Source organism: Pseudomonas sp. LBUM1658 (assembly GCF_059716055.1).
Genome location: NZ_CP166798.1, coordinates 5994176 through 6009743, shown reverse-complemented (window position 1 = coordinate 6009743; position 15568 = coordinate 5994176). Strand labels below are relative to the sequence as shown.

At 58.6% G+C, this 15568-nt stretch carries 17 protein-coding genes; 7 read left to right on the top strand and 10 right to left on the bottom strand.

Annotated elements, in window-relative coordinates:
* Positions 1-13: 13 nt before the first annotated feature.
* Positions 14-397 carry a hypothetical protein gene (locus tag ACA064_RS27820; RefSeq protein ID WP_497670991.1) on the bottom strand — a complete coding sequence of 128 codons (384 nt, stop codon included), beginning with the start codon at positions 395-397 and terminating at the stop codon, positions 14-16.
* 148 nt (positions 398-545) lie between these two features.
* Here ACA064_RS27820 and ACA064_RS27815 point away from each other — a divergent pair, with 148 nt between their 5' ends.
* Together ACA064_RS27815 and ACA064_RS27810 are read left to right on the top strand one after the other, a co-directional pair.
* Positions 546-743 (top strand): heavy-metal-associated domain-containing protein, encoded by a 198-nt coding sequence (locus ACA064_RS27815; RefSeq protein WP_497670990.1) that lies wholly within the window; start codon positions 546-548, stop codon positions 741-743.
* A gap of 88 nt (positions 744-831) precedes the next feature.
* Positions 832-2028, top strand: a complete 1197-nt coding sequence (locus ACA064_RS27810; RefSeq protein WP_497670989.1) for a multidrug effflux MFS transporter — start codon at positions 832-834, stop codon at positions 2026-2028.
* Between the two features lies 1 nt (position 2029).
* Here the strand turns inward: ACA064_RS27810 and ACA064_RS27805 are convergent, their stop codons facing one another.
* Both ACA064_RS27805 and ACA064_RS27800 read right to left on the bottom strand, forming a co-directional pair.
* The gene (locus ACA064_RS27805; RefSeq protein ID WP_497670988.1) at positions 2030-2209 is read right to left on the bottom strand and encodes a hypothetical protein; all 180 of its coding nucleotides are present in this window, start codon (positions 2207-2209) and stop codon (positions 2030-2032) included.
* A gap of 149 nt (positions 2210-2358) precedes the next feature.
* Positions 2359-3372 carry a zinc-binding alcohol dehydrogenase family protein gene (locus tag ACA064_RS27800; RefSeq protein WP_497670987.1) on the bottom strand — a complete coding sequence of 338 codons (1014 nt, stop codon included), beginning with the start codon at positions 3370-3372 and terminating at the stop codon, positions 2359-2361.
* A 120-nt stretch (positions 3373-3492) separates the two neighbouring features.
* Between ACA064_RS27800 and vimR the strand changes: the two genes are divergently transcribed.
* The 3 genes from vimR (at position 3493) to ACA064_RS27785 (ending at position 6991) form a co-directional block, all read left to right on the top strand.
* Positions 3493-4422 carry a transcription regulator VimR gene (gene vimR / locus ACA064_RS27795; RefSeq protein ID WP_497670986.1) on the top strand — a complete coding sequence of 310 codons (930 nt, stop codon included), beginning with the start codon at positions 3493-3495 and terminating at the stop codon, positions 4420-4422.
* A 316-nt stretch (positions 4423-4738) separates the two neighbouring features.
* Positions 4739-5473 (top strand): ArsR/SmtB family transcription factor, encoded by a 735-nt coding sequence (locus tag ACA064_RS27790; protein ID WP_497670985.1) that lies wholly within the window; start codon positions 4739-4741, stop codon positions 5471-5473.
* 135 nt (positions 5474-5608) lie between these two features.
* The gene (locus tag ACA064_RS27785) at positions 5609-6991 is read left to right on the top strand and encodes an MFS transporter (RefSeq protein ID WP_497670984.1); all 1383 of its coding nucleotides are present in this window, start codon (positions 5609-5611) and stop codon (positions 6989-6991) included.
* 121 nt (positions 6992-7112) lie between these two features.
* Here the strand turns inward: ACA064_RS27785 and ACA064_RS27780 are convergent, their stop codons facing one another.
* Positions 7113-8066: an adenosine deaminase gene (locus ACA064_RS27780; RefSeq protein WP_497670983.1), complete on the bottom strand. Its 954-nt coding sequence runs from the start codon at positions 8064-8066 to the stop codon at positions 7113-7115.
* 275 nt (positions 8067-8341) lie between these two features.
* Here ACA064_RS27780 and ACA064_RS27775 point away from each other — a divergent pair, with 275 nt between their 5' ends.
* Positions 8342-9430, top strand: coding sequence for a calcium:cation antiporter (locus ACA064_RS27775; protein ID WP_497670982.1), 1089 nt, complete (start codon positions 8342-8344; stop codon positions 9428-9430).
* A 34-nt stretch (positions 9431-9464) separates the two neighbouring features.
* Here ACA064_RS27775 and ACA064_RS27770 read toward each other — a convergent pair whose 3' ends face one another.
* From ACA064_RS27770 to ACA064_RS27760, 3 genes are all read right to left on the bottom strand, one after another.
* Positions 9465-10823 (bottom strand): 8-oxoguanine deaminase, encoded by a 1359-nt coding sequence (locus tag ACA064_RS27770; RefSeq protein ID WP_497670981.1) that lies wholly within the window; start codon positions 10821-10823, stop codon positions 9465-9467.
* A gap of 248 nt (positions 10824-11071) precedes the next feature.
* Positions 11072-11758, bottom strand: coding sequence for an SDR family oxidoreductase (locus ACA064_RS27765; protein ID WP_497670980.1), 687 nt, complete (start codon positions 11756-11758; stop codon positions 11072-11074).
* A gap of 25 nt (positions 11759-11783) precedes the next feature.
* Positions 11784-12134 carry a MerR family transcriptional regulator gene (locus ACA064_RS27760; RefSeq protein ID WP_497670979.1) on the bottom strand — a complete coding sequence of 117 codons (351 nt, stop codon included), beginning with the start codon at positions 12132-12134 and terminating at the stop codon, positions 11784-11786.
* Positions 12135-12216: 82 nt separating this feature from the next.
* Between ACA064_RS27760 and ACA064_RS27755 the strand changes: the two genes are divergently transcribed.
* A complete protein-coding gene (locus tag ACA064_RS27755) occupies positions 12217-12705 on the top strand; it encodes a hypothetical protein (RefSeq protein ID WP_497670978.1) in 489 nt (162 codons plus the stop codon).
* A gap of 505 nt (positions 12706-13210) precedes the next feature.
* On the opposite strand, the gene ACA064_RS27750 is transcribed toward ACA064_RS27755, so the two are convergent.
* The 3 genes from ACA064_RS27750 to ACA064_RS27740 form a co-directional block, all read right to left on the bottom strand.
* The gene (locus ACA064_RS27750) at positions 13211-13792 is read right to left on the bottom strand and encodes an IMPACT family protein (RefSeq protein WP_497670977.1); all 582 of its coding nucleotides are present in this window, start codon (positions 13790-13792) and stop codon (positions 13211-13213) included.
* Positions 13793-13805: 13 nt separating this feature from the next.
* A complete protein-coding gene (locus ACA064_RS27745; RefSeq protein WP_497670976.1) occupies positions 13806-14468 on the bottom strand; it encodes a TetR/AcrR family transcriptional regulator in 663 nt (220 codons plus the stop codon).
* Between the two features lie 93 nt (positions 14469-14561).
* A complete protein-coding gene (locus ACA064_RS27740; protein ID WP_497670975.1) occupies positions 14562-15482 on the bottom strand; it encodes a LysR family transcriptional regulator in 921 nt (306 codons plus the stop codon).
* Positions 15483-15568 lie beyond the last annotated feature (86 nt).

The window sequence follows — 15568 nt, the reverse complement described above, 5'->3', positions numbered from 1 at the left end:
CTCCTACAATAGATCAATATCCCAACGCCGCCCGTTTCAGGTACAGCCCATCCTGAGTCATGGCAATTCGGTATTTCTGAACTTCGCCGGCCTTGAGAGTGATGGTCTGCGAACCCGCAGGCAATATACCCGGCTGGCAGCCCGGCGCCTGGCCCGGCAATAGTTTGAGCCGTAGCGAGACATTGCCCGGTGGCAAATTGAACGAGGTGCTCTGCTCCTGGAACAATCGGGCAGACAACTGATCGTGGATGTACACGCCAATTTCGCAAGAGGTCGCGACCTCCAGGCGCTCGCGGGAAATAATCAGCACGCCATAATCTTCTCCGGCGGCGCTGACGGTTTGCGCGGCACCGAAAAGGCTGAGGATGCTCAATAGGCTAAAGGCTGACCAGCGCATGGGCTGCTCTCCTACGATGGTGGCATGGATGACGCAGCTTGTCCGAGCATGACGCCGAATACCAGCCCGGCAGATATCTTCAGAACTTGACCTTGCCATGGTGACAAGGTCGAGGATGACCACATCCCTCATTCAAGGAGCAGCATCAATGCAAGTATTCAACGTTCAAGGCATGTCTTGTGGCCACTGCGTTCGGGCCATTACTCAGGCGGTACAGGCCAAGGATCCGGCGGCCAGCGTCCAGGTCGATCTCGGCGCCAAAGAAGTGGGCATCGAGAGCCGGTTGTCGGCAGATGAAGTGATTAGTCTGATCAGCGAAGAAGGCTATGGGGTGACGCTCGCCTGAGACTTTTTATTAGTTAGCGAGCTATCGGAATGTTCAAGGCATCCAAGCGCGGCTAGACTGTCGGGCTGACGCGCAACCTGGATGCCAGATGAACCTCCGCACAATCATGATTCTCGGCGCCTTGAGCGCCTTCGGTCCGCTGGCGATCGACTTCTATCTGCCGGCCTTTCCGGCGATGGCCCTAGCCTTTGGCACCGATGAAAAACACATCCAGCTGACCCTTGCGGCTTATTTTCTTGGCTTGTCCATCGGGCAACTGGCCTATGGACCGGTGGCGGATCGCTTCGGGCGACGGATACCGCTGCTGGTCGGAGTCGCGTTGTTCACCCTGGCGTCCCTGGCCTGTGCCTTTGCACCTAGTCTCGATTGGCTGATCGGCGCGCGCTTCGTCCAGGCCTTGGGTGGCTGTGCGGGGATGGTGATCTCCCGGGCGGTGGTCAGTGACAAGTGCGATGCGGTGGCGTCGGCGAAAGTCTTCTCGCAATTGATGTTGGTGATGGGCCTGGCGCCGATCCTCGCGCCAATGCTCGGCGGGCTGTTGGTCAATCTCTACGGCTGGCAGTCGATCTTTATCATGCTGACCCTCTTCAGTGCTCTGTCGGCATTGGCAGTGGCCCTGGGGCTGCCGGAAAGCCTGCCGGCCTATCAGCCGCGTCAACCATTGTCGGGTGCCTTGCGCCAATATGGTCGGTTGCTGGCAGACAAGGTCTTTCTCGGGCATGCCTTGACCGGCGGCATCGCGATTGCCGGGATGTTTGCCTATATCGCCGGTTCTCCCTTTGTCTTCATCAAACTCTACGGGGTGCCGGCCGAGCACTTCGGCTGGCTGTTCGGCATAAACGCGGCGGGTTTTATTCTGGTGGCACAGATTAATGCGCGAATGCTCTCCAAACGCGGGCCGGCCTATTTGCTGGCGCGTACGGTATGGATTTATCTGGCCGCCGGATTGACGCTGCTGGGCGTCAGCGCGTTGCATACCCCGCAGTTGTGGCCATTGTTGGTGCCGCTGTTTATCTGCATTGCGAGTCTGGGCTGCATCATCCCCAATGCCTCTGCCTGCGCGATGAGCGGTCAAGGTGCACGGGCGGGCAGTGCTTCTGCAATGCTGGGTTGTCTGCAATTCAGTGTCGCCGCCGGGGCGGCGTCACTGCTCGGTGTTCTGCATGACGGCAGCGCCATGCCGATGGCCATGGTGATCAGCCTGTGCGGGGTATTTGCGGTGAGCGTGGCAATGGTCACCCGGCGCTTGCAAAACGCGCGGATCGCAGCGCAAACGGCGGCCTGACTCAGCCAGCGGCTTGCTGCTGACGGTTGGGGAATCGATGGGGGGCTTGCAGTCGGGTTTCCAGGGTATGGGCAAAGAGGAGGGCTTCGGCTTCACTGCGGAACGTGACCACGTGTTGATCGAGCTGGACTTGCCACCGATGGCCTCGAGATGTTGCCAGTTCTTTTATCAGGATCTCCATTGCTGACCTCCTCATGTAAAAGACACTATTGCAAAGGCCTCGAGTGTAGACCCCGAACGCGCTCGGAAATATGACAAGAGTCAACTCTCTGACTGACGGTGTCATTCGCATCCCACAGGGGTTGCGGATGACTCCCGTACTACTGCGGTTTAGAACCCTTCGAGTACTATTTTACCTTTGGATTTGCCGCTTTCCAGCAGCTCGTGGGCACGTCGCAGGTTGGCCGCATTGATGCTGCCGAAGTGTTCGCCGACGGTGGTTTTCAAGGTGCCGGCATCAATCAGCTCGGCCACGCGGTTGAGCAGTTTGTGTTGTTCGAGCATATCGGCGGTTTCGAACAACGAACGGGTGTACATGAACTCCCAATGCAGCGACAGGCTTTTGCGCTTGAGTTTGGTGACGTCCAGCGCCTTCGGATCATCGATCAATGCCAGTTTGCCTTGGGGCGCCAACGCTTCGACCAGTTGATCGAGGTGTTGGTCGGTCTGGGTCAGGCTGGCGACATGGGTGACGTGAGTCTGGCCGGCTCGCTTGAGTTCTTCGCTTAGGGGCTGGCTGTGATCGATCACCAGATCAGCCCCCAATTCACGCACCCAACTCTGGGTTTCGGGGCGTGAGGCGGTGCCGATGACTTTCAGGGCGGTGAGTTGGCTGGCCAGTTGGGTCAGGATTGAACCCACGCCACCGGCGGCACCAACGATCAGCAGGCTTTGGCCCTGGTCGGTTTTGCCTTCAGCCACTTGCAGCCGTTCGAACAGCAGTTCCCAGGCGGTGATCGCGGTCAGTGGCAAGGCGGCGGCTTCTGCGAAACCGAGGGTTTTCGGCATGTGGCCGACGATGCGCTCGTCAACCACGTGCAGTTCGCTGTTGCCGCCAGCACGGGCGATGGAGCCGGCGTAGTAGACCTTGTCACCAGCCTTGAACAGGCTGACTTCGCTACCAACGGCCATGACCACGCCAGCCACGTCCCAGCCCAGCACCTTGGCCGCGCCAGCTTCAGGCTGGACGTTCTGGCGGACTTTGGTGTCCACCGGGTTAACCGAGATGGCTTTGACTTCAACGAGCAGATCCCGAGGACCGGCCACGGGCTCCGGCAGTTCGATATCTTGCAGGGATTTCGGGTCGTTGATGGGCAAGGACGTGTAGTAGGCAATGGCTTTCATGGGAGCTCCTGGAGGCAATAGGTCGATGGGCAAGATCATTGGTTATTTCTCTTGAAGATAAAACCCGCTAAAACAGCAGGCTCTTTCAATATTTTTTTGATAATCGATCGGTGATAAACGATGTTGCGATTCGATGACTTGCAGTTGTTCGTGCGTGCCGCGGACCTGGGCAGTTTGTCTGCGGCGGCGCGGGTGATGGATATGTCGGCGGCGGTGGCCAGTGCCGCGTTGAAGCGTATCGAGCAGCAATTGGGTGCCCGGCTGCTGGCGCGTTCGACCCGCAGCCTGCGACTGACGGCCGAGGGCGAGGGTTTTCTCGAGTACGCCAGGGCTGCGTTGAGCAATCTCGATGAGGGTCGGCGGCTGTTGGCCAGCGGGCAAGATCAGGTGAGCGGGGTGCTGCAGCTGTCGGCACCTTCGGATTTCGGTCGCAACTTGTTACTGCCCTGGCTTGACGAGTTTCAGCGCGAACACCCGAAACTCACGGTGCGCTTGCTGTTGGGTGACCGGATTGCCGACTTGTTCCGTCAACCGGTGGATATCGCACTGCGTTACGGCGAGCCGGAAGACTCTAGCCTGGTGGCGTTGCCGATAGCACCGCAGAACCGTCGGGTGTTGTGTGCGGCGCCCGGTTACCTGGCCCGCTATGGCGAGCCCAGGCAACTGGAGCAATTGGCCCAGCATAATTGCCTGTTGTTCATGCTTGGCAGCCGGGTTCACGATCACTGGAGTTTTCATGATGGCAAACGCGAGGTGGGCCTGACGGTCAGCGGCGATCGATTCAGTGATGATGCCGATGTGGTGCGCTTATGGGCTGTGGCAGGTGCGGGGATTGCCTACAAGTCCTGGCTTGATGTGGCCGCCGATGTGTTGGCTGGACGATTGCGGGTGCTGATGCCTGAGTTGCTCTGTGAGCGCGCGCCGCTGAATTTGTTGTGTGCACATCGTGCGCAACTAAGTAAACCGGTGAACTTGTTGCGTGAAATGATCAAGTTACGTTGTGAGAAATTATCCAGTCAGAGTCCCGTCTTATTTGTTGCAGATCATTAACCGCCTCTAAATAGAGACAATTCTCTCAGGAACTATCACCCTCAAAGGTTTCCCTCTGGCGGGAGTCCTTGGTTTTCGCGTTTATACTAGCGCTGGCTTATTTCTACATCGTTAATTTCGGGCATGTGAATTGGTGTTTATATCGGTTGCACGGCACGTTGTCGGCGTTGAACCTAATGGATGGTTTCGAAGGAGTTGATCGCTTTAGTTTGTAACATCGCCCGGTTTTTGGCGGTTTTCACATCTTGGCCGGTGATACATTACTGGCCATTATGTCTCAGCGCTATAGACGAATGATTCAACAGGGAGTGAACACATGGAATATGCACCTTGCATCAGCCAGATTGCCACGCTGCTGGCGGACCCGAAGCGCAGTGCGATGATGTGGGCTTTGATGGATGGAACAGCCCGGCAATCCGAAGAGTTGGCGTTACTGGCAGGTTTGTCACCGTCTTCGGCCAGCGCGCATTTGGCGCGCTTGTCTGCCGGCGGGCTGTTGAAAGTCGAAGCGCGGGGACGAAAGCGTTTTTTTCGCCTTGCCGCTCCCGAAATAGGTGCTGCAGTCGAAGCCCTGGCTAACGCTTCTATCGCCAGTGCGCCACGGGTCATGCCGGACATATTCAAGCGCAACCTCTCCCCGACGAGAGCCCATACCCCGCCGTCCTCATTGCTCAAGGCGCGGATCTGTCATGACCATCTGGGCGGCGAGCTGGCGGCTGATCTGTATCAGCGATTGCTGGATGCCGGCTGGATCGAGCAGACGCATCAACGCATCGATGTCACTAACAAGGGCGCAAGCCAGTTGGCGACCCGAGGTATTTTTATCCAGGCGCTCGCCCAGCGAGATGCCCGGATTGCCTGTTCCTGCCCGGACTGGAGCGAGCGTCGACCGCATTTAGGCGGAGCGCTGGGGGCCGGGTTGCTGCAGCTATTCATGCAGTCGGGCTGGCTGAACATACCGGGCGAATCGCGTGCCCTGCAGGTCACCGCGCTTGGGCAACGTGAAATCGCCAGATTCGCCAAGGTGACCGAGCTGGAAATGGTCACCTGATGACTGTCTGCAACAACGTCTGTGCCTTCGGGTTTCAAGCGTCGTTCACAGGTGCAGGCAGGTCGCATCCAGCAATAACCCCGGTAAACGATCCCGCACACTCGATTCGAAGACTATCGAATCGGGGGAGAAGGTATGGGGATTCAAGGATATAGCGCTGCTGAACGTCTGGAGCGGTTACCCATCAGTGGGTACCATCGAATCATTTTCATCATCATTGCCCTCGCGTTTTTCTTCGACTCCATGGATCTGGCGATGATGACTTTCCTGCTCGGCTCGATCAAAGCCGAGTTTGGTCTGAGCACGGCGCAGGCGGGGTTGCTGGCCAGCTCGAGCTTTTTCGGCATGGTCCTGGGCGCCTCGCTGTCCGGCATGCTGGCCGATCGTTTCGGTCGCAAACCGGTGTTCCAGTGGAGCATTGTGTTGTGGGGCATCGCCAGCTACCTGTGCTCCACGGCGCAGACGATCGAGATGCTGACACTGTTCCGGATCTTGCTGGGAATCGGCATGGGCATGGAATTTCCGATTGCCCAGTCGATGCTCTCCGAGTTGATTCCGGCCAAGGGGCGGGGACGTTACATCGCCTTGATGGATGGCTTCTGGCCGATCGGCTTCGTCGCCGCAGGGGTACTTTCCTATTTTTTGCTGCCGCTGATTGGTTGGCGCGATATCTTCCTGGTACTGGCCGTACCGGCGGTGTTTGTTCTGGCCATTCGTTTCTTTATTCCCGAGTCGCCGCGCTGGCTGGAACAGGCCGGGCATCATGACACTGCGGATAAGGTGTTGCGGCGTATCGAAGAGCGGGTTCGTGTCTCGCTGAAACGGACCGAGCTGCCTGAACCGATTCGATTGCCACGCCATGCCATCCGGCCAGTGACCTTCTTTTCGGCATTCCGCGAGCTGTGGTCGCCGCTCTATCGCCAGCGCACGATGATGATCTGGAGCGTCTGGTTCTTTGCCTTGCTCGGTTTTTACGGACTCACTTCCTGGCTCAGCGCATTGCTTCAACAGTCAGGTTTTGCCGTGACTCAGTCGGTGTATTACACCGTGCTGATTTCCCTTGGCGGGATTCCCGGATTTTTGATGGCCGCCTGGCTGGTAGAGCGTTGGGGTCGCAAACCGGTGTGTATCGTCACCCTGCTCGGTGGCGGGATCATGGCGTTCTTTTACGGGCAGAGCGCGGTGTTTGGCGGCAATGTCAGCTTGCTGGTTGGCTCGGGTCTGCTGATGCAGTTCTTTCTGTTCGGCATGTGGGCGGTGCTTTATACCTACACCCCAGAGTTGTATCCGACTTCGGCGCGGGCCACCGGATCGGGCTTTGCCTCGGCGATCGGCCGGATCGGCTCGCTGCTCGGGCCTTTGGTGACCGGGCTGGTGTTCCCTATAACCGGGCAGGGCGGGGTGTTTGCCTTGGGCGCGATGTGCTTTGCGATCGCCGCGGTGGTGGTCTGGCTGTTCGGAATGGAGACCCGGGGCAAGACGCTGGAGGAGTTGAGCGAGGCAGTGACAGTCAGTTGAACACCGATCTTGTGGGAGCGAGCTTGCTCGCGATAGCGGTCTGCCAGGCAACATATTTGTTGAATGTGAAGCCGTCATCGCGAGCAAGCTCGCTCCTACATTATTGGATCTGCGGTGAGTCTTACGGCTTGACCAAGCGTGCATCCAGACTGTTCTGGGCCAGGCGTTTGGCCTGGTCCTGAGTCATGCCCAGATGAGTATGCAAGGCGTGGAAGTTTTCGGTGACGTAACCGCCGAAATATGCCGGATCATCCGAGTTCACCGTGACCTTCACTCCACGCTCGAGCATGTCGAGGATGTTGTGCTGTGACATGTCATCGAATACGCAAAGCTTGGTATTGGACAGCGGGCAGACGGTCAGCGGAATCTGTTCGTCGATAATCCGCTGCATCAGCCGCTCATCTTCGATGGCGCGTACGCCATGGTCGATTCGCTGGATCTTCAGCAGGTCGAGGGCTTCCCAGATGTACTCGGGCGGGCCTTCCTCACCGGCGTGGGCGACGGTCAGGAAACCTTCGTGACGGGCGCGATCGAACACGCGCTGGAACTTGCTCGGCGGGTGACCCATCTCGGAACTGTCGAGGCCGACGGCAACAAACGCATCGCGAAATGGCAGGGCCTGATCAAGGGTTTTCTCGGCTTGCGCTTCGCTCAAATGCCGCAGGAAGCTGAGAATCAGGCCGCTGGTGATGCCCAGTTGCTGCTCGCCATCTTTCAGCGCACTGGCGATACCGTTGAGCACGACTTCAAAGGGCACTCCACGATCGGTATGGGTCTGTGGATCGAAGAACGGTTCGGTGTGAATCACGTTCTGCGCCTTGCAGCGCAGCAGGTAAGCCCAGGTCAGATCATAAAAGTCCTGAGAGGTGCGCAGCACATCCGCGCCCCGGTAATACAAGTCGAGAAACTCTTGCAGATTGTTGAAGGCGTAAGCCTTGCGCAGGGTTTCGACGTCGTCCCACGGCAGGGCGATCTTGTTGCGTTCCGCCAGGGCGAACAACAGTTCGGGCTCCAGAGAGCCTTCCAGGTGCAGGTGCAGTTCGGCCTTGGGCAAGGCGTTCAACCAATCGTACATTTTATTGAATTCTCATCAGGTGCAATGGCGGCATTCTACAGGTCGACGCTGAGATTTTTGGCAAAACCTGACCAGCCGGTTCATTACACAGCCTCCAGTTCTCGCCGGTAAGCATAGGTGGGGCAAAGCGCGACAGCAGAAATTCTGCGCAGGTGATGGTCGGATATTTCGCCGGGTGCTGCCTGCCAGGGGCTAAGGTGTAACGAAACGTTAGCGATTCACCGCAGTCTGTAGCTCATCGTTTCCGGTTCGCTTCATTCGGCAAAAGGCCCGCAATGCTCACCTCACTCAAGCAAGAGAAATTCCTGCTGCTGGCGCTGCTCGCAGCATGTGCGGCTTTCCCGCTGGAGCACTGGTTGCTGCACAGCGGTCAGCTGACGGCGCTGATTGGCGGGTTGGTGCTGGTGGCGTTTGTCGTCTGCGCCTCGATGCGCGTGGCCCATCACGCGGAACTGTTGGCGGAAAAAGTCGGCGACCCCTACGGCACGATGATCCTGACCCTGGCCGCGGTGCTGGTCGAAGTGGTGATCCTGGCGATCATGATGAGCAATGAAGCCTCGGCGACCCTGGTGCGCGACACCATTTACTCCGCGGTGATGCTCGACATCAACGGCATCCTCGGCCTGGCGGCATTGATGGGCGGGATCAAGCATGGCGAACAGTCCTACAACGATGACTCGGCGCGCACCTACAGCGTGATGATCCTTACCGCCATGGGTGTTTCCATGGTGGTCCCGGAGTTCATCCCCGAAGCGGATTGGAAGATTTATTCGGCCTTCACCATCGGCGCGATGATCGTGCTCTATACGCTGTTTCTGCGGATGCAAGTCGGCCCTCACAGCTACTTCTTCAGCTATAGCTATCCGCAAAAGCGCAGCAAAAAGGAACCACAGGAGGACGAGCCGCAGATTAACCTCGGGTTGAGCATTGGGACTCTGGTGTTCGGCGTGGTGGTGATTGGCGCACTGGCTGAAGTGATGTCGAAAACCCTCGACCTGGGCCTTGAAGGCACAGGTGCGCCGCCGGTGATGACGGCGATTCTGGTGGCGGCGATTTCCGCCGCGCCAGAGATCCTTACCGCATTGCGCGCGGCCCTGGCCAACCGCATGCAGTCGGTGGTGAACATCGCTTTGGGCGCTTCACTGTCGACGGTGATCCTCACTGTGCCGGTGATGGAAGCCATGGCGCTCTATACCGGCCAGCCGTTCCAGATGGCCATGACCCCGGTGCAGACGGTCATGGTGTTTATCACCCTGATTGTCAGCGCGATCAACCTCAACGATGGCGAAACCAACGCCATCGAAGGGATGACCCACTTTGTGCTGTTTGCCACCTTCATTATGTTGTCGCTGCTGGGGCTTTAAGAACTGCACAAAACCATTGTGGGAGCGTGTCGTGTCAGATGCCTGCGATCAATTGCCTTGCCGCCTGGCTGTGATCGGCGATCAACCCCTTCAGATCCAGCCCTTCGACCTGGCCGTCGATCACCCGCCACTTGCCGCCAATCATCACCCGATCCGCCCGATCCGCACCACACAACAACAGCGCCGACAACGGATCATGGCTACCGGAAAAACGCAGCTCATCGAGTTTGAACAGCGCCAGATCCGCTTGCTTGCCCACTGCCAGTTCGCCGATATCGCTGCGTCCGAGTAGTTGCGCCGAACCGCGGGTGGCCCAGCCGAGCACCAACTCCGGAGTGATTTTTTCCGCGCCATAACGCAGGCGCTGCAAGTACAGCGCCTGGCGGGTTTCGAGGATCATGTTCGACGCATCGTTGGAGGCCGAGCCATCCACACCCAAGCCCAACGGCGCGCCCGCTGCGATCAAGTCCAGGGTCGGGCAGATGCCCGAAGCCAGGCGCATATTCGAGCTCGGGCAATGGCAGATGCCGGTGCCGGCCGCGCCCAGGCGAGCGATTTCATCCGGGTTGAAATGAATGCCATGGGCCAGCCAGGTACGTGGTCCGAGCCAACCCACGCTGTCCAGATAATCCACGGTGCGCAGGCCGAAGCGTTGCAGGCAGAAATCCTCTTCGTCGAGGGTTTCGGCAAGGTGAGTGTGCAGGCGCACGTCGAGTGTATTGGCCAGCTCCGCACTGGCCGACATGATTTGCGGGGTGACGGAAAAAGGCGAGCAGGGTGCCAGGGCAATCTGAATTTGCGCGCCGTCGCCGCGTTCGTGGTATTCGGCGATCAGTCGCTGGCTGTCGGCGAGAATCACTTCACCTTGCTGCACGGTTTGTTGTGGCGGCAGACCGCCGTCGGCTTCGCCCAGGCTCATCGAGCCGCGGGTGAGCATCGCGCGCATGCCCAGTTCGCGCACGCTCGCGACCTGCACATCAATGGCATTTTCCAGGCCTTCGGGGAATAGGTAATGGTGATCGGCCGCCGTGGTGCAGCCAGACAGCAGCAACTCGGCCAGAGCTACTTTGCTCGCCAATGCCAGTTTCTCCGGGGTCAATCGAGCCCAGACCGGATACAGGGTTTTCAGCCAGGGGAACAGTGGCTGATTGACCACCGGCGCCCAAGCACGGGTCAGGGTTTGGTAGAAGTGGTGGTGGGTATTGATCAGCCCGGGAAGGATCACATGCTCGCGAGCATCGAAAACTTGTCCACAGGGTGCGGCGGGTTGTTGCCCGGCACCGAGCACTTCGACGATCAAACCGTCTTGCAGCACCAGGCCGCCACGGGCATCGAGCGCGTTGGCAGTGAAAATGGCCAAGGGATTTTTTAACCAGATACGGGTCGCAGGCATTGGCCGGCTCCTCTGAAATTGGGTTCAGGTTCGCCAGCTCAGTGTTGCCCTGTCTGCTGATCCAGGGTCGCCGGGAAGGGCGAGGTTTGGAGTTTACCCGGGTTCAAAGTTGCTTGCGAGAAATTCGCGGGCTTGCCTCTGTAGGAGCGAGCTTGCTCGCGATGGACGTTAACGATAACGCGTGTTGTCTGAATAAACGCGCCGCCCTTGAGTCCATCGCGAGCAAGCTCGCTCCTACCAGTCACCCCTTACCAAGGAATCGTCTCGCCTCGGTAGTTCACAAAATGATGCCCACCCTTACCGGCATAAGCATTCACCTGCTCGATCAACCCTTGGGTGCTGGTATCGACATCGATGTCCGCACCTTCGCCGCCCATGTCGGTTTTCACCCAGCCCGGGTGCAGCGACAGCACAGTCAGTTTCTGCTCGCCCAATTGCGTGACGAAGCTGTTGGTCATGGAGTTCAACGCCGCCTTGCTGGCCTTGTACAACGCCAGCTCCGGGGCGTCGGGCATGGTCACGCTGCCGAGCACCGAACTCATGAACGCCAGTACGCCGCTGTCCGGACGTATCTGCCCGGCGAAGCGCTGGGCCAGATTGATCGGGGCTACGGCGTTGGTGAAGAACAATTGGCCGACTTCGGCGAGGGTGGTGTTGCCGGGTGACTGATCATCCGGACCTTTGACTCCGGCGTTGACGAACAGCAAGTCGAAGACCTGGTCTTTAAGGCGTTGGCTCAGAGCGATCACGGCGTGCTGGTCATCCATGTCCAGTTGTTCGATCCGGACCTTGCCCAGTGCCTGCAAGGCTTCGGCCTTCTGCGGGTTGCGCACGGTAGCGGTGACTTGCCAGCCTTCAGCCAGCAAGCGCTTCACCAGCCCGAGGCCCAAGCCACGGGAGGCGCCGATGACGAGTGCGTTTTTTGCTGTGCTCATAAACGGGTTCCTTGAGAAAAGAGGATCACGGTCTTAATGGACAACTCTGGCTGAGCCGTAGTTGCAACTCCTGGCGCAGCTCGCCGAGTTCGGCAATGCGGGTTTCGATCAGGGTTAATTTGTCTTGCAGCAATTGAGTGACGGCGCTGTCCGGGTCGACGGCATTCCACAGGCTGGCCACGCTGCTGCCGATTTCACCGAGGCTGAATCCCAGGCGTTGGGCGGTCTTGATGTAGAGCACCAGTTGCACCATCTCGGCCGGATAGTCGCGGTAACCGTTGGCGCTGCGTTGGGCGGCGATCAATCCGCGCTGCTCGTAGAAGCGCAGCGTGTCGCGGCTGACGGCGCTGGCCCGGGCTAATTCACCGATACGCATCTTGAAGACTCTTTGGGGCTTGACCCTGGAGCATACTCCAGGCTTTAGCCTGTGTGCTCCTTGAATAGTTGGAGCCACCTCAATGTGGACTGCACAGCAATACCGCCGACTGGTCCGCGCGAGCGGCTGGTACGACTTGATCGTCACCATCGCTTTCGTCACGCCCTGGAGTTTCATGGCGTTACACGGGCTGCTGCAAAGCCTGTCCCAGGCGTTCAATCTGCCCGGCGAACTGCCCCCCTTCGAACCTATGCATATGTTGATGGCCAATCTGTTGGGCTCGATTGTCTGTGTCTGGTCGGTGCTGCGTATTCGCGATCCACAGCAAGTGTTCGGCCGCTATGATGCGGTCGGGCGGTTGTTGTTTGCGACCTGGCAGACCTATGCCTTGGTCCATGGCAGCAGCTCGTTGCTGGCGGTTTTCCTGTTCTTTGAGTTGGCGTGGGGCATTGCTCAATTGTTGCCTGTTCGGCAGTCATCGCGAGCAAGCTCGGATCTGCGTACATCCTGTGGGAGCGGCGGTGCGGCGATCCGACTTTCCCGCGAACACATCAGCTCAGACGCTGCATAAGTTTCGCCCTGTAGAACGGCTCGCGGCATATTTTGGTCCCTTTCCAGGCACCACTTCAGGGCAAACCTGTTGATAAGGTTCCAGCTTTAGTCATATCTGCTGGTCAAAAAATGAGCAGGCGGCTGCGAGCTATGCCGCCTATGCAACTGGGCCAGCCTTGCACGGCTTATCCACAGGTTGCTCCACAGTATTTGTGCGCAAGCCAAAAGGCCGGGTATAAGCAATCGTGCGCTTTCTTCTAAAGGTGATATACCGCTCTAACTGATTGTTTTGCCGCGGGATTAGCCCTGGCGACTAGCAATTGGACAAAAAATGAACAGTGCCCGCAAAGCCACGTTGCAGAAGGGTTGCAGGGGGATGTACTCAGGTTATCCACAGTCAGGTGCACAGTAGATGTGGGCAAGTTCAGAGAGCACCGGACAGGTGGATGTGCACCAAAAAATCGCGGCGCAATCCAATGTTGGAGCCTGCAATCTTTGATCGTGTTTTTGCCCTGATTGGGACTCTAACGCTGCAACAGAATGCGTCCGCGACTCAGGTCGGCCAATTGGCTTTGTAGAATATCAATCTGCGCTTCACCGACCGCCAGCTGCAACTCCACGCCATTGGCGGTGAAGCCTTCCTCCAGCACCAAGCCGCCAAGTTCGGCCAGCCGCAGTTTGACCAGCGCCAATTCATTGAAACCACAGGCGCAACGCAGCGGCACACGGCTGATCAGCGCAACGCGTTCGGCACCTTGCAGGCATTTGTTGGCACTGCCGCCGTAGGCCCGGGCGAGGCCGCCGGTGCCTAACTGGATGCCGCCGTACCAACGAATCACCACTACCGCGACCTGGTCGAAGTCCTGGGCTTCAATGGCCGCCAGAATCGGTCGTCCGGCAGTGCCGCCCGGCTCGCCGTCGTCACTGCTGCGGTATTGATCGGCAAGCTTCCAGGCCCAGCAATTGTGCGAGGCGTTCAGGTCGCTGTATTGCTCGATGAACGCTTGAGCTTCGGTTGCGCTGCTGATCGGGGCTGCGAGGGCGATGAAGCGGCTTTTGCGAATTTCTTCGCGGTATTCGCAAAGGCCGGTGAGGGTAAAAGGCATGAGCGGGAATCTTTTAAAGGGTTGGCTTGAGGCCGCAGCCTTTGAGAATGATGTGGATCAGATTGTTGCTGGCATCGTCCATGTCCTGCCTGGTCAGTTTGCCGCGGCCGGTCACGCGGCAGATCTGCGTGGCGAAGTCGGCGTAGTGCTGGGTACTGCCCCACAACAGGAAGATCAGGTGCACCGGATCGACTGGGTCCATCTTGCCGGCATCGATCCAGGCCTGGAACACGCCCGCCCGACCCTGGAACCAGGTGCGATAGTCCTGGTTGAAATGCTCGCTCAGGCACTCACCGCCGCTGATGATTTCCATGGCGAAGATCCGCGAGGCTTGTGGCTGGCGGCGGGAGAATTCCATCTTGGCGCGGATGTAGCGGCTGAGCGCTTCGGCTGGATCGTCTTCGGCGGTCAGGGTGTTGAAGGTGCTGTCCCACAACTCGAGGATGTTGCTCAGCACCGCCACATACAACCCGAGCTTGTTGGTGAAGTAATAATGCAAATTGGCCTTGGGCAACCCGGCATTCTGCGCAATGGTGTTCATGCTGGTGCCTTTGAACCCGTGACGAGCGAACTCGTCTTCAGCGGCCTTGAGGATCGCCTCTTCGTTCTTTTGACGAATTCGGCTGGCAGGCTTGCCGGTGTGAGCTCCGGCGTGGGCTGGGACTTCAAGGGTCATGGAGGTTTCCGAGTAGTTCTGTGGGTGTGACCAATGGTTTGATAGCGCACCCACACGCATCAGACAAGCCTTGTCACTGTAAAAGATCGGCTTTTATCGGGTGGCCGCGAGGCTTTCGAGAAAGCTTTCCAGCACTAAATGGGGGCGCCGGCCTTTGCGGGTTACCGACGCCAGGCTCAGGTCATAGAAACGCACCTTGGGTTTCAGGGCGCGCAGGCGACCTTGTTGCACCCAGAGGCTGGCGTAATGATCCGGCAGATAACCGATGTAGCGCCCGGTCAGAATCAGAAACGCCATGCCTTCGCGGTCCGACGCGCTGGCGGTGCAATTGAGCGCCTGGTAATGCGCCTGGATCTCGGCCGGCAAACGGAAGGTCGGCGCGATGGCGTCCTGACTGTTGAGGCGCTCATCGTCCAGTTGTTTGTCATCGACATAAAACAGCGGATGCCCGACCGCGCAGTAGAGCAGCGAACGCTCGCTATACAGCGGTTGGTATTCCAGGCCCGAGAGTGCGCTGGCCTGTGGCACCACGCCGACATGCAGGCGGCCATCGAGTACCCCTTGCTCCACCTCGTTGGGGGCGATCATGCGGATTTGAATCTGCACGTCCGGCCCACGCTCCTTCAATTGTGCGAGGGCATGGGTGATACGCATGTGGGGCAGGGTGACCAGGTTGTCGGTCAGGCCAATGGTCAACTCGCCACGCAGGTGCTGGTGCAGGCCGTTGACTTCGGTGCGAAAACTTTCCAGCGCACTTAATAGCTGCAAGGCCGACTGATAGACCTCGCGGCCTTCCTCGGTCACGGAGAATCCGGCGCGGCCGCGCTGGCACAGGCGCAACCCGAGACGCTGCTCAAGGTCGCTCATCTGCTGGCTGATGGCCGAGCGGCCGATCCCCAATACGCTTTCCGCTGCGGAGAAGCCGCCACATTCGACTACGCTGCGAAATATGCGCAGCAGGCGGATATCAAAGTCACTGACTTGTGCCAGCGGATCGGGGCGACGACTGCTCATAGTTTAGTGGCGGCCTGACTGAAGGTTAGAAGAGTTGGATTTCACAGACTTTATCCCCGTGGCAATTTAGCTGCAAGAACGCTTTT

Excerpts from the sequence above, each read along its gene's own strand:
- ACA064_RS27755 (WP_497670978.1), top strand. The coding sequence starts at position 12,217 with ATGTGGACTGCACAGCAATACCGCCGACTGGTCCGCGCGAGCGGCTGG.
- ACA064_RS27745 (WP_497670976.1), bottom strand. The coding sequence starts at position 14,468 with ATGACCCTTGAAGTCCCAGCCCACGCCGGAGCTCACACCGGCAAGCCT.
- ACA064_RS27790 (WP_497670985.1), top strand. The coding sequence starts at position 4,739 with ATGGAATATGCACCTTGCATCAGCCAGATTGCCACGCTGCTGGCGGAC.
- ACA064_RS27765 (WP_497670980.1), bottom strand. The coding sequence starts at position 11,758 with ATGAGCACAGCAAAAAACGCACTCGTCATCGGCGCCTCCCGTGGCTTG.
- vimR (WP_497670986.1), top strand. The coding sequence starts at position 3,493 with ATGTTGCGATTCGATGACTTGCAGTTGTTCGTGCGTGCCGCGGACCTG.
- ACA064_RS27810 (WP_497670989.1), top strand. The coding sequence starts at position 832 with ATGAACCTCCGCACAATCATGATTCTCGGCGCCTTGAGCGCCTTCGGT.
- ACA064_RS27800 (WP_497670987.1), bottom strand. The coding sequence starts at position 3,372 with ATGAAAGCCATTGCCTACTACACGTCCTTGCCCATCAACGACCCGAAA.
- ACA064_RS27750 (WP_497670977.1), bottom strand. The coding sequence starts at position 13,792 with ATGCCTTTTACCCTCACCGGCCTTTGCGAATACCGCGAAGAAATTCGC.
- ACA064_RS27785 (WP_497670984.1), top strand. The coding sequence starts at position 5,609 with ATGGGGATTCAAGGATATAGCGCTGCTGAACGTCTGGAGCGGTTACCC.
- ACA064_RS27775 (WP_497670982.1), top strand. The coding sequence starts at position 8,342 with ATGCTCACCTCACTCAAGCAAGAGAAATTCCTGCTGCTGGCGCTGCTC.
- ACA064_RS27805 (WP_497670988.1), bottom strand. The coding sequence starts at position 2,209 with ATGGAGATCCTGATAAAAGAACTGGCAACATCTCGAGGCCATCGGTGG.
- ACA064_RS27770 (WP_497670981.1), bottom strand. The coding sequence starts at position 10,823 with ATGCCTGCGACCCGTATCTGGTTAAAAAATCCCTTGGCCATTTTCACT.
- ACA064_RS27760 (WP_497670979.1), bottom strand. The coding sequence starts at position 12,134 with ATGCGTATCGGTGAATTAGCCCGGGCCAGCGCCGTCAGCCGCGACACG.
- ACA064_RS27780 (WP_497670983.1), bottom strand. The coding sequence starts at position 8,066 with ATGTACGATTGGTTGAACGCCTTGCCCAAGGCCGAACTGCACCTGCAC.
- ACA064_RS27820 (WP_497670991.1), bottom strand. The coding sequence starts at position 397 with ATGCGCTGGTCAGCCTTTAGCCTATTGAGCATCCTCAGCCTTTTCGGT.
- ACA064_RS27815 (WP_497670990.1), top strand. The coding sequence starts at position 546 with ATGCAAGTATTCAACGTTCAAGGCATGTCTTGTGGCCACTGCGTTCGG.
- ACA064_RS27740 (WP_497670975.1), bottom strand. The coding sequence starts at position 15,482 with ATGAGCAGTCGTCGCCCCGATCCGCTGGCACAAGTCAGTGACTTTGAT.